Origin of the sequence: Plantactinospora sp. ZYX-F-223 (assembly GCF_039649625.1) — a bacterium.
In the GTDB taxonomy this organism is placed as follows: domain Bacteria; phylum Actinomycetota; class Actinomycetes; order Mycobacteriales; family Micromonosporaceae; genus Plantactinospora.
In genome coordinates, this window is record NZ_JBDJAV010000047.1 from 1 (window position 1) to 13536 (window position 13536).

13 protein-coding genes and 1 pseudogene are annotated in these 13536 nt (G+C 72.0%); 5 read left to right on the top strand and 9 right to left on the bottom strand.

The genetic code is table 11. The features are described from left to right. Nucleotides 1–320: 320 nt before the first annotated feature. Entirely contained in the window at nucleotides 321–1325 is a 1005-nt protein-coding gene (hpnH, locus tag AAH979_RS34240) for an adenosyl-hopene transferase HpnH (RefSeq protein ID WP_346262276.1), read from the top strand. Nucleotides 1326–1345: 20 nt separating this feature from the next. Here hpnH and AAH979_RS34245 read toward each other — a convergent pair whose 3' ends face one another. The 3 genes from AAH979_RS34245 to AAH979_RS34255 all read right to left on the bottom strand — a co-directional run bounded on the left by AAH979_RS34245 (nucleotide 1346) and on the right by AAH979_RS34255 (nucleotide 3594). Next, complete coding sequence (locus AAH979_RS34245; RefSeq protein ID WP_346262277.1) at nucleotides 1346–2107, bottom strand: SDR family NAD(P)-dependent oxidoreductase; 762 nt, start codon at nucleotides 2105–2107, stop codon at nucleotides 1346–1348. A gap of 79 nt (nucleotides 2108–2186) precedes the next feature. Further along, nucleotides 2187–3044 carry a helix-turn-helix transcriptional regulator gene (locus AAH979_RS34250; protein ID WP_346262334.1) on the bottom strand — a complete coding sequence of 286 codons (858 nt, stop codon included), beginning with the start codon at nucleotides 3042–3044 and terminating at the stop codon, nucleotides 2187–2189. A gap of 310 nt (nucleotides 3045–3354) precedes the next feature. Further along, nucleotides 3355–3594, bottom strand: a complete 240-nt coding sequence (locus AAH979_RS34255) for a DUF397 domain-containing protein (protein WP_203856560.1) — start codon at nucleotides 3592–3594, stop codon at nucleotides 3355–3357. 474 nt (nucleotides 3595–4068) lie between these two features. Between AAH979_RS34255 and AAH979_RS34260 the strand changes: the two are divergent. Together AAH979_RS34260 and AAH979_RS34265 are read left to right on the top strand one after the other, a co-directional pair. Beyond that, a pseudogene (locus AAH979_RS34260) lies at nucleotides 4069–4656 on the top strand (GGDEF domain-containing protein); the annotation flags it as partial. A gap of 190 nt (nucleotides 4657–4846) precedes the next feature. Further along, complete coding sequence (locus AAH979_RS34265; protein WP_318393982.1) at nucleotides 4847–5116, top strand: hypothetical protein; 270 nt, start codon at nucleotides 4847–4849, stop codon at nucleotides 5114–5116. Between the two features lie 131 nt (nucleotides 5117–5247). Here AAH979_RS34265 and AAH979_RS34270 read toward each other — a convergent pair whose 3' ends face one another. From AAH979_RS34270 to AAH979_RS34285, 4 genes are all read right to left on the bottom strand, one after another. After that, a complete protein-coding gene (locus AAH979_RS34270; RefSeq protein WP_346262278.1) occupies nucleotides 5248–5658 on the bottom strand; it encodes a hypothetical protein in 411 nt (136 codons plus the stop codon). A gap of 69 nt (nucleotides 5659–5727) precedes the next feature. Then, nucleotides 5728–6633, bottom strand: coding sequence for a carbohydrate ABC transporter permease (locus tag AAH979_RS34275; protein WP_346262279.1), 906 nt, complete (start codon nucleotides 6631–6633; stop codon nucleotides 5728–5730). Beyond that, nucleotides 6630–7694: a sugar ABC transporter permease gene (locus tag AAH979_RS34280; RefSeq protein WP_346262280.1), complete on the bottom strand. Its 1065-nt coding sequence runs from the start codon at nucleotides 7692–7694 to the stop codon at nucleotides 6630–6632. Before AAH979_RS34280 ends, AAH979_RS34275 begins: the two co-directional genes overlap by 4 nt. Next, nucleotides 7691–8953, bottom strand: coding sequence for an extracellular solute-binding protein (locus AAH979_RS34285; protein WP_346262281.1), 1263 nt, complete (start codon nucleotides 8951–8953; stop codon nucleotides 7691–7693). The genes AAH979_RS34280 and AAH979_RS34285 overlap by 4 nt, the downstream gene beginning before the upstream one ends. A 291-nt stretch (nucleotides 8954–9244) precedes the next feature. Between AAH979_RS34285 and AAH979_RS34290 the strand changes: the two genes are divergently transcribed. After that, the gene (locus AAH979_RS34290) at nucleotides 9245–10249 is read left to right on the top strand and encodes a hypothetical protein (protein WP_346262282.1); all 1005 of its coding nucleotides are present in this window, start codon (nucleotides 9245–9247) and stop codon (nucleotides 10247–10249) included. A gap of 5 nt (nucleotides 10250–10254) precedes the next feature. Next, the gene (locus tag AAH979_RS34295) at nucleotides 10255–11835 is read left to right on the top strand and encodes an asparagine synthase-related protein (RefSeq protein WP_346262283.1); all 1581 of its coding nucleotides are present in this window, start codon (nucleotides 10255–10257) and stop codon (nucleotides 11833–11835) included. A 28-nt stretch (nucleotides 11836–11863) separates the two neighbouring features. Here the strand turns inward: AAH979_RS34295 and AAH979_RS34300 are convergent, their stop codons facing one another. Next, on the bottom strand, nucleotides 11864–13063 hold the full coding sequence (locus tag AAH979_RS34300) for a PLP-dependent aminotransferase family protein (protein ID WP_346262284.1): 1200 nt from the start codon (nucleotides 13061–13063) through the stop codon (nucleotides 11864–11866). A gap of 166 nt (nucleotides 13064–13229) precedes the next feature. Then, nucleotides 13230–13466, bottom strand: coding sequence for a hypothetical protein (locus tag AAH979_RS34305; RefSeq protein ID WP_346262285.1), 237 nt, complete (start codon nucleotides 13464–13466; stop codon nucleotides 13230–13232). Nucleotides 13467–13536 lie beyond the last annotated feature (70 nt).

Sequence of the window (13536 nt, forward strand, 5' to 3'; positions counted from 1 at the left end):
GCATCCGAACGTGCGCGACAGCTCCATGGCCTGCGCCTCGGTGGGGTAGAAGCGGTACTTGAACGCCCGCTTCACCGCCCTGGACACGCCTCACACGCTAGCGCCCCAACTGGTAAGCCCTGCGGTGACGCGGGTGGACGCCTATCCGCCCTGGCGGCGGATCGGCCATCCCTGCCCTGCACCGCAGGAGTTCCGTTTCCTCTCCGGTCTGAAGCCGGAGTATTTCACGGAAGGAATCCGATGACGGGGACCAGTTCGCGAAGCGCCGCGCGGTACCGCCGCGCGCCGATCGACCGGCCGACCGGAACGGGGTGGTGACCATGGGCATGCCACTGCGCCAGAGCCTGCGAGTCGGCCGCTATCTGATGGAGCAGAAGCTGCGCCGGAGGACGCACTTCCCGCTGCTTGTCGAGTTGGAGCCGCTCTTCGCCTGCAACCTCGCCTGCGCCGGCTGCGGCAAGATCCAGCATCCGGCGGACGTGCTGAAGCGCCGGATGCCGGTGGAGCAGGCACTCGCCGCGATGGAGGAGTGCGGGGCGCCGATGGTCTCCATCGCCGGCGGCGAGCCGCTGATGCACCCGGAGATCGACCGGTTGGTCAACGAACTCGTCAAGCGCCGCAAGTACGTCTTCCTCTGCACCAACGCGGCGCTGCTGCGCAAGAAGCTGGACAAGTTCACCCCGTCCCGCTATTTCTCGTTCGCCGTGCACATCGACGGGTTGCGGGAGCGGCACGACGCCTCGGTCTGCAAGGAGGGCGTCTTCGACGAGGCGGTCGAGGCGGTGAAGGAGGCGAAGCGGCGCGGCTTCCGGGTCACCAGCAACACGACGTTCTTCTCCACCGACACCCCGCAGACCGTGATCGAGGTGCTCGACTACCTCAACGACGACCTGGGCGTCGACCAGATGATGCTCTCCCCGGCGTACGCCTACGACAAGGCGCCGGACCAGGAGCACTTCCTCGGCGTCGCGGAGACCCGGGCGATGTTCAAGAAGGCGTTCGGCGAGGGGCGCCGGAAGAAGTGGCGGCTGAACCACTCGCCGCTCTTCCTGGACTTCCTGGAAGGCAAGGTCGACTTCTCCTGCACCGCCTGGGCCATCCCGTCGTACTCGCTCTTCGGCTGGCAGCGCCCCTGCTATCTGCTCGGTGACGGCTACGCGCAGACGTACCAGGAGTTGATCGAGACCACCGACTGGTCGGCGTACGGCCGGGGGCGGGACAGCCGTTGCGCCAACTGCATGGCGCACTGCGGGTACGAGCCGACGGCGGTGCTCGCCACCATGTCCTCGCTGCGCCAGTCGATCCGGGCGATCCGCGCGAACTAGCGGGCGGCGCGGCGGTCCGGTCAGCCGAACCGGTCGGCGAGCCGGCGGTAGGTGGCCGGCAGGGTGGCCCGGACCGCGATCGGCAGCACCATCCAGCGCGGCAGGCACACCTCGTGCCGGCCGGCGAGCATCCCGGTGAGCAGGGCGTCGGCGGCCCGCTCCGCCGGCACCGGCCGGGGACGGCGGCGCGGGTACGGCCGGCCCCGGCGGGCGAAGAACGGGGTGTCCACCACGGCGGGGACGAGTTCGGTGACCACGATGCCCCGACCGGTCGTCTCCTTGCGCAGGCTGTCGGCGAAGACGCTCAGCCCGGCCTTGGTGCCCGCGTAGACCGCCTCCTCGCGTACCCCGAGCCGGCCGGCGATGGAGCCGACGAAGCCGAGCCGGCCGCTGCCCCGGGCCAGCATCCCGGGCAGTACCGCCCGGGCGAGCAACATCGGTGCGGTCAGGTTCGCCGCCACCAGCGCCTGGATCTGGGCGTCGGTCATCCCGGTGAGCGGCCCGGCGTAGCCCTGGCCGGCGTTGTTGACCAGGATGTCGACCCGACCGGCGTCCTCGAGCACCCGGCCGGCGAGTGCCGCCGTCCGGTCGGGGTCGGTGAGGTCGCACGGGATCGCCGTACCGCCGGACTGCCCGGCGACCGCCGCGAGCCGCTCGGGGTCGCGGCCGCTGAGGAAGACCCGCGCGCCGGCACCGGCCAGCCGCCGGGCCGCCGCGGCGCCGATCCCGGACGACGCGCCGGTGACCAGGGCGACGGCACCAGCGAGGCGGCGGGAAGTCATACCGGTAGTGTGGCCCATCCCGGGCCGGTGGGCCGGACGGAGCGCCGAACCGGGGCCCGCTCGGCGGGCGGCGGTCGGGTCAGGAGTCGAGGGCGGCCAGGGCGGCGCGGAGGAACGCCGGGGTCTCGGTCGGCGAGACGGCCTCGACGCAGAGCCGCTCCATCGCCGCGGCGTAGTAGTCGACGTCGTCACGCTTGTCGAGGTAGAGCGCGCTGGTGAGCTGTTCCATGTAGACGACGTCCGGCAGCTCCTGGTCGGGGAAGCGGAGCAGGCTGAACGCGCCCCCGGCCGCGGCGTGCCCGCCGGCCCGGAACGGGATCACCTGGACCGTGACGTTGGGCAGCCGGCCGGCCTCGATCAGGTGCTCGATCTGGCCGCGCATCACGTCGATCCCGCCGATCGGCCGGCGCAGCGCCGCCTCGTCCACCACGGCCCACAGTTGCGGCGCGCCGGGCCGGGTCAGCACCTTCTGCCGGTCCATCCGGAGCTCGACCCGGCGTTCGATCTCCTCGGGCGGTGCCCCGTCGTGGGCGAGCAGTACCACCGCCCGGGCGTAGTCCCGGGTCTGCAACAGCCCGGGAATGTACTGCACCTCGTACGCCCGGATCAGCGCCGCCGCCGCCTCCAGCCCGAGGTAGGACTGGAACCAGTTCGGCAGGACGTCGCCGTACCGGTGCCACCAGCCGGGGTTGTTGGCCTGGCGGGCCAGGGCGAGCAGTGCGGACCGTTCGGTCTCGTCGGTCACCTGGTAGAGGGTCAGCAGATCGGCGACGTCGCGTTCCTTGAATCCCACCCGGCCCAGCTCCATCCGGCTGATCTTGGACCCGGACGACCTGATCTCCCAGCCCGCGTCGTCGCGGCTGACGCCTCTGGCCTCCCGCAGCTTGCGCAACTGGCTTCCGAGCAGGATCCGCAGCACGGTGGGGCCGCCCGCCATCCCGGGGTCGGCCGCTCCAGCCGCGAAGACTGGTCCACCGTCGACGATCGGTCCACGGTCGGCGACCTCGCCGTCCGGGACCGAACCATGGCCGGATGGAGCCATCGCCACGTGTCGCCTCCACACATGCTCGACGCAGCCCACCGAGGGCTGGGCCAAATCCGTCGGTAAGCATGCCATGGCTTGACGGTGAGGAGGGTAGACCCAACGCGCTAATTTTCTCGACCCTCGTCCAGTCCGGGTCGCGGGAGCGGGTCGGGATGGTGGCGAACGGTGGCGCCGGCGTACCGGACGCCGTAGGTACCGCCGGTCAGCGGATGAGGTTGTCGAAGTCCCCGTCCCGGGCGCCGAGGATGAAGGCGGTGATCTCGTCGATGGTGTAGATCAGCGCCGGCCCGTCGGGGTCCCGGGAGTTGCGGACGGCGATACCGGCGCCGCCGGGCAACTCGGCCATCTCGACGCAGTTCCCGCTCGGGTTACTGCGGCGGCTCTTCTGCCACGCGAGGGTCGGCAGTTGGCCGGTGGACATGCCGTTGTACGTCTGAATCATCGCCAGTCTTTCTGGAGGTTCCGGAGGGCTGGGGGCGGTGGGCGTCGCGTAGGCCCGACTGCGTACTGATTCCTCCCCGTGGACGCGTCCTCAGCCGTGACGGTGCGTGCAGTACCGCGGATGGTCACCTCTGCATGACCATCTGCACGTGCATTCGCTCTTGCGTCTGCACCTGACAGCGAGCATGATAGCGCGGTAAGGGTGTGTCCGTTTGTTCACTTTTCGTGATGGAGGCGGGGTGTCGTTGCCAGCGCAGCCGACGCGTCGGGGACCAGGCAAGATCGCTGGCATGCCCGCCTGCCTGGGCAGATGGACGCCAACGCATCGCGACGGTGCGGTTCCGGCCCGTGCTGGCGGACGCGAAGTTGGATCACGGACAGTCACCGACTACTCCCGGCTACCGGCCTCCGGACAGGGTCTCGGTCCAGGCCACGACCCGTCCCCGAGCCGGGTCTCCTGAAGGGACGCGGCACCGTGGATCCCTTCACCCTCGCGGCCGGCGCCGCCGCGGTTGCCGGCCTCGGCGCGGCCTGGCGGATGCGCGGCCGGGTGCGGATGGCCCAGGCGGAGGTGGTCCGGCTCCGCGAGGAGTTGCAGTCGGAACGGCACGCGGCCACCCACGACCCGCTGACCGGGCTGCTCAACCGGCGGGCCTTCTACCAGATCGGCGCCGCGCTGGTCGCCGATCCCGGCCGGCCGCCGCTGGTCGCGGTGGTGCTGGACCTCGACGACTTCAAGCAGATCAACGACCGGTTCGGCCACGCCGCCGGAGACCAGGTGCTGGTCGCGGTGGCCTGGCGATTCGCGGCGTACGCGGGCAACAACCTGGTGGCCCGGCTCGGTGGCGACGAGTTCGCCGGCCTGCTAGCCGGCACCCGGGCCGACGGACGCTGGCTGCACCAGTCCGCGCGACGGCTCGCGGAGCTGCTCTCCGCGCCGATCCAGGTGGCCGAGCGCGACCTGCGGGTCACCGCGTCGATCGGACTCGCCCCGGTGCACGGCTGCGTGCAGTTGGCCGAGGTGCTCAACCTCGCCGACGCCGCGATGTACCGAGTGAAGACCCGGCGGGCCCGACTCGCCCCGGCCGATGTCGACGCCGCCGGTTGCGTCGGCCCGTCCGTGGGGTACGTCCAGGGCCAGGCGCAGTACGGCCTGTCGAGCGGTACGACCGGCGAGGCCACCGGCACGCCGGCCATGCCACGCGAACTGATCGAGACGACACCCGGTGCCGAGTCAGGAGGGCAGTGACAACATGCCAGTACCCAACGTGGATCCGCACCGACGGGACCCGGCGGAGATCGATTCCACCGCCAGTTACCGGCCGACCGATCCGGTCTGGGTCTACCGGTCAGGCACCTGGCGGGCGGGAGTGGTCGAGGCGGCCTCGGCGCTGGCCGCGACGGTCACGTACCGGCCGAACAGCGCCCGGGGCACCGGCGTGGACACTCTCACCGCCCAGTACATGATCCGGCGGCAGGAGCCGGACCCGCTGCTCGACGGCGAACCCGCCGGCCGGCGCTAGGCCACCGCACACCGCATTTCCTGTCGGCCCGTATCCCCGGGCCACCGCAGCCGTAGGGGCGGAGCAGGGTCGTCGCCCGCCCCGCACGGAGACCCCGGCGGTGCCAGGCTCACCGCCGGGCCCGCCGGTGCTCAGTGGGCGCGCGAACGCCGCCCCGCGTAGGCGCCGAGCGCCGCGACCAGACCGGTGCCGAGTGCCGAGCCGAGCGCCACGAGCACCGCACCGACCACCCAGAGCCCGTCGCCGTCCGGGTCGGTCGCGGCGTCGACCGAGAAGGCCACGGTGAGCACCGCCGACACCGCGATGCCGGCCAGCCACGGCCGGCCCCGGCGCCCGGTCTCGAAGACCAGCAGGGCCAGTACCACCCCGAGGCCGAGCACCTGCCAGGCCGAGTACGGACCGGTCTGCGCCCCGGTCACCGGATCGGTCTCCTTCTGCTGGTCCCAGCCGAGGAACGCCCAGTACGCGAGCGCGGTGAGGCCGGCGAGTCCGACGATCCAGAGCGGAGTGTGCCGGGCGTGGCCCGGCTGCCGTTCGGTCATACCCCCGACTCTCCATCATCGGCCGCACCGGAACCCGAGTACCCCTACTCAGCGCCGGCGTGCGGTCGTTCAGCCCTTCAGCCCGGAGGTGGCGACGCCCTGCACCAGGAACCGCTGGAAGAACAGGAAAAAGAGGATGACCGGCACCAGGGCCAGCATCGACATCGCCATCAGCGCCCCGTAGTCCGAGACGGTGGTCTGGTCGATGTAGAGCTGCAACGCCAGCGGCAGCGGGTACTTCTCCGGCGTGCTGAGGTAGATGAGCGGGCCGAAGAAGTCGTTCCAGGTCCAGATGAAGGTGAAGATGGCCGTGGTCACCAGGGCGGGCCGGGACAGCGGCAGCACGATGTGCCAGAACGTGGCCCAGTGCCCGGCGCCGTCGATCCGGGCCGACTCGTCCAGCTCGGCTGGGATGGTCCGCATGAACTGCACCATCAGGAAGACGAAGAACGCCTCGCCGGCCAGGAACTTGCCGACCAGCAGCGGCAGGTAGGTGTCGACCAGGTCGAGCCGCTGGAAGACCGCGTACTGCGGGATGATCAGGACGTGGAACGGTAGCAGCAGCGTCGAGATCATCAGCACGAACATCGTCCCCCGGCCCCGGAAGCGCAGCCGGGCGAAGGCGTAACCGGCGAGCGCCGACGAGGCCACCGTGCCGGCCACCGAGAGCCCGGCGAGCAGCGCCGAGTTGCCGAAGAACCGCAGCACGCCGATCCCGGCCAGCCCGTCGGCGGCCCGCTGGTAGTTGGCGACGGTCGGTTCGGTCGGCAGCAGGTGCAGGCTGCCGAGGATGGACGGGGACGGCTTGAACGAGGCGGCCACCAGCCAGCCGACCGGATAGAGCAGTACGGCCAGGATCGCCAGCGCCCCGAAATGCCAGGCCAGGCTGCCCCACCGGCGGCGGGGTGCGGCGGACCGCCCGGCGCCCGCCGTCCGGGGAGGCGTTCCGGTCCCGGGTACCTCGGTGGTGGTCATCGCTGGTCTTCGGCGTAGTGCACCCAGCCCCGGGCGGTCCGGAACAGGAACGCGGTCACCAGGCCGACGCCGAGCAGCAGCATCCAGGCCAGCGCGGACGCGTAGCCCATCTGGAAGTCGGCGAAGCCGCGGTCGTAGAGGTAGACGGTGTAGAAGAGGGTCGAGCCGGCCGGGCTGCCGTTCCGGCCGCCGATCACGTACGCCGAGGTGAAGATCTGGAACGAGTTGATGGTCTCCAGCAGCAGGTTGAAGAAGAGCACCGGCGAGATCATCGGCAGCGTGACCGACCGGAACCGGCGCCAGCGGCCGGCCCCGTCGACCTGGGCGGCCTCGTAGAGTTCGGCCGGTACCTGCTTCAGCCCGGCCAGGAAGATCACCATCGGCGCGCCGAACTGCCAGACGGCCAGCAGCACCAGCATCAGCAGCGAGAGGTCCGGGTTGCCGACCCAGCCGCCGGCGTCGACCCCGACGGCGCGGAGCAGCCGGTCGACCACCGCGTCGTCGCTGAACAGCGCCCGCCAGACGATCGCCACGCTGACGCTGGCCCCGATCAGCGACGGCCCGTAGAACGCCGCCCGGTAGAAGCCCTCGCCGCGGCGGCGCTGGTGCAGCAGCAGCGCCACCGCGAGCGCGGCGGCCAGCTTGACCGGTACGGCGACCAGCACGTACCCGCCGGTGACCCGGACCGACTGGAGCCAGCGCGGGTCGTCGAACATCCGCCGGTAGTTCTCCAGCCCGACCCACTCGGGGGCGGTGAAGAGGTTGTAGTCGGTGAACGAGAGGTAGAGCGAGGCGGCCATCGGCCCGACGGTGAGCAGCAGCATGCCGAGGATCCACGGCGACAGGAACAGGTAGCCGGCGGGTCCGTCGCCCGGCCGCCGGGGCCGCCGCCCCGGTGCGGCACCGGGCCGGCCGGCACGCGGCACCGGACCGGCCGGCTGGTCCCGGCGTACGGTGCTCTGGCTGGTCGTCGTCATGCTCCGCTGGCGCCCCTTCTCCGCCGGCTGCCGCTCGGCCGCCGGTCGTCGGGTCGGTCGGGAACCGACCGTCTCCCCGGTCAAGAACCGAGCTTCTGCTCCGCCTCGGTGAAGAACTGCTCCACCGCCTGGGCGACCGAGATCCGGCCGTAGTGGAGTTCCTCGCTGATCCGGATGAAGGTCGCCTCCACACTGCCGGCACCCTTCGGCGGTGCCGGGGGAGCCTTGGTCAACTGGTCGGCGATGCTCTTCTCGTAGGCGGCGACCTCGGCCAGCGGACCCTGGAGCTGGGCGGCGGCGCGCTGGGCGTTGGTGGCCGGCAGGCCGCGGTTGCCGCCGAAGATCCGGCCGACCTCCGGGTCGTTGATCAGGAACGAGATCAGCTTGGCCGCCTCCTCCGGGTGGTCGGTCCGGCTGGAGGTGCTGAGCAGCATGGCCGGCTTCAGGTACTGGCCGAGCTGCCCTGGGTTGTCGGTCGGCACCGGGGCCAGCTTCAACGGGGTCTTGACCTCGGCCGCGTACCGGACGAGGAAGTTGTCCCAGCCGAGTTCGGTGGCGATCAGGTCGTCGACGAAGCCGGAGCGGGGCTTGATCTGCACCGCCTTCTCGACCGGCAGCACCACCTCGGCCTTGATCAGCTCCTGGCCCTCGGTCCAGAACGCGCTGAGCTGCTCCCTGGTGAAGCCGAGCTTGCCGTCGGGGGTGAAGAGCTGCCCGCCCTGCTGGCGCAGCCGCGCCTCGAGGTTGTAGATGATGCCGGTGTAGTTGCCGCCGCCGTAGCTGTCGGTCGCCTCGGCGATCTTCGCCATGCCGGTCCGGTATTCCTGCCAGGTCCAGCCGGCGGCCGGTTCCGGTACGCCGGCCTTGGCGAAGATCGCCGGGTTGTAGTACAGGCTCCAGGTGTTGCCGCCCACCGGTACGCCGTACAGCGCGCCGTCGACCTCGCCGGCGCCCTGGAAGCCGGGGAGCAGGTCGGTCAGGACGAGGTTGCCACCGGTCTGCTTCTTCAGGTCGTAGAGCACGCCCCGGTCGGCGTACTCGCGCAGGTAGGAGAAGTCCATCTGGAGTACGTCCGGGGCGTTGCCGCCGGCCGTCTCGGTGGCCATCTTCTGCCAGTACGCCTCGTACTCCTGGAAGCTCGGCGTGATTGTGATGTCCGGGTTCTTCGACTCGAAGAGCGCGATCGCCTGTTTCATCAGGTCGGCCCGTTCGGCGTTGCCCCACCACGAGTACCGGAGGGTGGCCGGGCCGGACTCGGAGTCGTCGCCGCAGCCGGCCACCAGTACGCCGAGGCAGGCCAGCGCGGTGCCGCCGGCCACGAGCATCCTGAAACGTTTCATCATCGGTCGTGGAACCTCCCGGGCCAGCGTGCCGATCGCGGCATTGGTTGGGGCAAGGGGCGAGTGCGGTGAACCTGTCAGGTACGGTAAGAGATCGATCTACATTCGTCAATGGAAGGCTAAAACGTTCCAAGGATGATCCGGCGGCGCCTTCCGGTCGGCTGCGGGCGGGGTGGTGCCCGCGGTGCCGGCAGGGACAACCGAAGCAACGCGCGTTTTTCTGGTTTATCGGGTGTTACGGTCAAAACCGGCAGTACTTTTCGGGGTCACGCCGAAACCTGGGAGAGGCCGGAGATGCCCAGCCAAGAGGTCGCCGGGGAGGTCGGATCACGGATCCGGCCGAGCGGGCAGCAGCAGGGGCGCGTGACCGCCGGCCGGCCGCCGCGTCCCGGTCCCGTCACCGGAGCGTCCCTCTCCGAACTGGTCGGATACCGGGCGGCCGTGGTGGACCTGCTCGCCGAGGTGACCGGCTACGCCGGCCGCGACGACCTGCCGAGGCTGGAGCGGACCCTGGCGGACCGGATCACCGGCCCGGACTTCGCCGCCGTGCTCGGCGTGCTGCCCGGCGGCGCCGCCGACGCCACCGACCGGCTCGTCCGGGAGATCCGCGACTACCGGCCGAACAACCGCAGCGCTGCCCGGAACCTCGCCGGGCTGATCCGGATCTACCTGCTCTCCCGGATCGACGTCATGTGGTGGGGACACCTGCCCGGCTTCCCGACCGACGACGACCTGCACAGCTCCGCCGAACTGGTCGACCTTGAGGCACTCCGCCGCACCGACCTGCTCCGGTTCCGCTACCGCCGGCCGGCCGGGCACCTGCTGACCCGGGCGGCCCGCGCGGTCCGGTGCCGGGTCCGGCCACCCTCGACCCCGCAGGCGGGCCGGGGCGGCGTACCGGCGGCCGGTACCGGGCCGCGGACCACCCGGACCCGGCCCGAGGTGGTGGCACTGCTCAACCAGCTCGCCGTGGACCTCGCCCGGCGGCGCCCCGGGCTGCCCACCCCGCCGCTGCGGGTGACCAGCCTCGCCCGCAGCCTCGAACACCAGCACCGGCTCCGGGCCCTCGGCTACGCGGCCATGCTGCCCAGCGGGCACTGCCTCGGGTACGCGATGGACCTGGAGATGTCCTGGCTGCGCCGGTTCGACGCGCCCGGCGTGGTCGCCGCCCTGCTCCGGGAGCGGCAGGGCTGGGGCGACGTGAACGTGATCGACGAGGGTCAGACCTGGCACCTCTGTGTCAGCCCGCGCGCGGCCAGCCGGCTGCGGCGCGACTTCCTGACCGCACTGGGAGGTTGAGCGGCATGTCCGGCATCGTCCTACTGCTCGGTCCCGGCGCCGACCGCCGCACCTTCCACCGGATGATGGCGGAACTCACCCCGCGCGGCGACCTGGCGGAGACCCAGCTCGGTCCCGACCTGCTGGCCGGCGTCCAGCGGCTGCGGATCGTCGACCGGGAACGCGCGGTGCAGCCCTGGTGCTCGGCCGACGGCCGGTGGCTGCTCTGCTACAACGGCGAGGTCTACAACCACCGGGAACTCGCCGCCGAACTGCTCCGGCTCGGCCGGCCGCTGCGCACCGAGAGCGACACCGAGGTGGTGCTGGAGGCGTTCCTGGCCTGGGGACCGGAGGCGGTCACCCGGCTGCGCGGCGAGTTCGCGTTCGCCCTCGCGGACACCGCCACCGGACGGCTCTACCTGGCCCGCGACCCGCTCGGAGTACGCCCGCTCTACTGGTCCCGGCACCTGCGCCGGCTGCACGTCGCCTCGGAGGTCAAGGCGCTGGTGCCGGTCGGCGCGCCGATCTCGGAGCTGCCGCCCGGGCACCACGGCTGGGCCGACGCCGTCAGCGGGCCGGAGCTGGTGCCCTACCTGGACCTGGCCCGGCTCGGCGGCGGGCAGCCGCCGGTCCGCGACACCGAGGAGGCGGCGGAACTGCTCCGCGAAGCGGTCCGGGACAGCATCCGGGCCCGGGTCGACACCGACCTCACCGTCGGGGTGCTGCTCTCCGGCGGCCTGGCCAGCACCCTCGCCCTGCTGCACGTCCGGCAGCTCCACCACGACTGCGTGGCGTTCACCGTCGGCACCCCGGACAGCGCGGACGTGAAGTGCGCCCGCCGGCTCGCCGCCGAGCTCGGCGTGCACCACGAGGTGATCGAGGCCCAGCCCCGGGACGTCCGGCTCGACGACATCCGGGCGGCCATCCGGATCTCCGAACTCACCGAGTACGCCGACCTGATCGACGCGGTCGTCTCGGTGCCGCTGTTCCGGCGGGTCCGCGATCTCGGCGTCCGGGTGGTGCTCACCGGCGACGGCGTCGACGACCTCTTCGGCGGGCATCCGGGCTCGGGCCGGGTCGGGCCGGAGGCGGCCGGCCGGCTCTTCCGGCACCGGATCCGCAACCTCTGCCGTACCGGATTGCAGCGGGTGGACCGGACCAGCCTCGGGCACGGGGTGGAGGCCCGGCCGCCCTTCCTCGACCTGTCGCTGGTCGAGTTGGCGATGCGGCTGCCGGCCGAGCTGAAACTGCGGGACGGGCGGCGGCAGTGGCTGCTCCGGCACGCGTACGCCGACCTGCTGCCGGAGTACGTCCGGGACCGGCCGAGGGAGCCGCTGGCGTACGGGTCGGGGCTGCACGAGGGGGTGCGGCCGTACCGTGCGCTCTTCGCCCGCCAGTACCGGGCGTTCGGCTACGAGCTGCTGGAACCGGTACGCCGGGACTTCGACACCGTACTGGTGCGCTGCGGCCACGACCTCGACCGCGCCGTCGCCAAGGGCACAGCCCGGCCGGACGTCCTCGAACACGCCCGCGACCTGGCCGGGATGGCGAGATGGAAGGTCGGCCCCGCGTGGCGCCGGCTGACCGGCTCCGGCCGGCAGAACTGAGCCGCCGCGGCCGCGCAACGCCTCCGGTTCAGCCTGGCAGCGGGGTGGACCGGCTCGACAGTCCGGCCTCCCGGTACGCCCCGGCCAGCCGGCGCACCCCCTCGGCCAGCGTCTCCGGGTCATACATCGAGTACGACAGTCGCAGGTGGCGGTGCCCGGTGTCGGCCACGAAGAACTGCCGGCCGGGCAGGTACGAGACCCCGGCGGCCTCGGCGTACGGCAGCAGGTCGGTGCCGCCGTACGGGTGCGGCAGCCGCAACCACAGGAACCAGCCACCGCCGGGTACCACGAACCGGGCCTGCGGCAGCTCGTCGCGTACGGCGGCCACCAGCGCGTCGCGTTGCCGGCCGTACCGGATCCGGATCGCCGCGACGTGCCGCCGGTACCCGCCGGACGCCGCGAACTCGGCCATGGCCAGCGCCACGGCGTGGTTGACCCCGCCACCACTGTCCACATAGCCCCGTGCGGTCACCGCCGCGACCAGCGGTCGGGCACCGGTGAGCCAGCCGAGCCGCAGCCCGGGCGCGACACTCTTGGCGAACGAGCCGATCCGGACCACCGTCCCCGGTTCGGCGCCGCTGAACAGGGAGGGCGGCGCCGGAGCCGGATAGGCGAGTTCCCGGTAGGTGTCGTCCTCCACCACCGGTACGCCGGTGCGGGCGGCCACCGCCAGCAGGTCGGCCCGGCGCTGCGCCGGCAGTGACCGCCCGGTCGGATTGTTGAACGTCGGCACCAGGTAGAGCATTGCCACCCGCCGGCCCTGCCGGGTGATGGCCCGGATCAATCCGGCGGTGGCGGTGGGATCGATGCCGTCCTCGTCGGCGGGGGCGGGCACCGTGTCGACCCGGTGGTCGGCGACGACCCGCAGCGCCAGATGGTAGGTGGGGGAGTCGACCAGTACGACGTCGCCGGGTCGGCAGAGGACGGCGGCGACGAGGTCGAGCGCGTGCGACGCGCCGGCGGTGACGAAGACCTGGCCGGGCTCCGGCGCCCCGGCGTCCACCTCGGCCAACCGTTCGCAGAGCCACTCGATCAGCGGACCCGGGCCGGCCGCGTGCCCGTAGGTGAGCGCGGCGGCACCGTAGCGGCGCAGCGCGGAGTGGGTCGCCTCGGCCCAGGCGTCTGTCGGCAGCGCCGCCGGATGCGGGTGTCCCCAACCGAGGTCGATGGTCCCGGCCTGGCTCCGGAACTGCACGACGGGCAGTGCGGGCGGGCGGGGTGCGGTCACCCGCCCACCATAGGTCGGCGGCTGCCTTGAGGGCGTGAGTGAACGGGTACTCCCGGCCGCGCCCGCGAGCCGGCGTGGTGTAGCGGGTGCGGCGTGATAGACACTGCGTTACGCTTTCGTCTCTGTCCGCCTACTTGAGGAGCGCCTTCGCGACATGGCCGTGGTCTCAGCAGTCCGGCACGTGCCGGGTCCGGGACGGCCGGGCCCCGGGCGGCGAGCTCTCCGACTGCTGACCCGAATTGCCCTGCTCGGCGGCGGTGCACTGACCGGATATCTCCTTCTCGCCGCGTTCGACGGACCGGCACTCGCCGGTGACCGCGGCGCCCCGGCGAGCGGGCCGCAACCGCTCGGCTCGCTTGTCCGGACGGTCGCGCCGGCACTGCCGGCACTCCTCGACGATCACGTTCAGTTGACTCGAAAAGCGACACCCGACACCGTTCGCCCCGCCGCCCGTCCGCAGTTCGCCCGTCCGC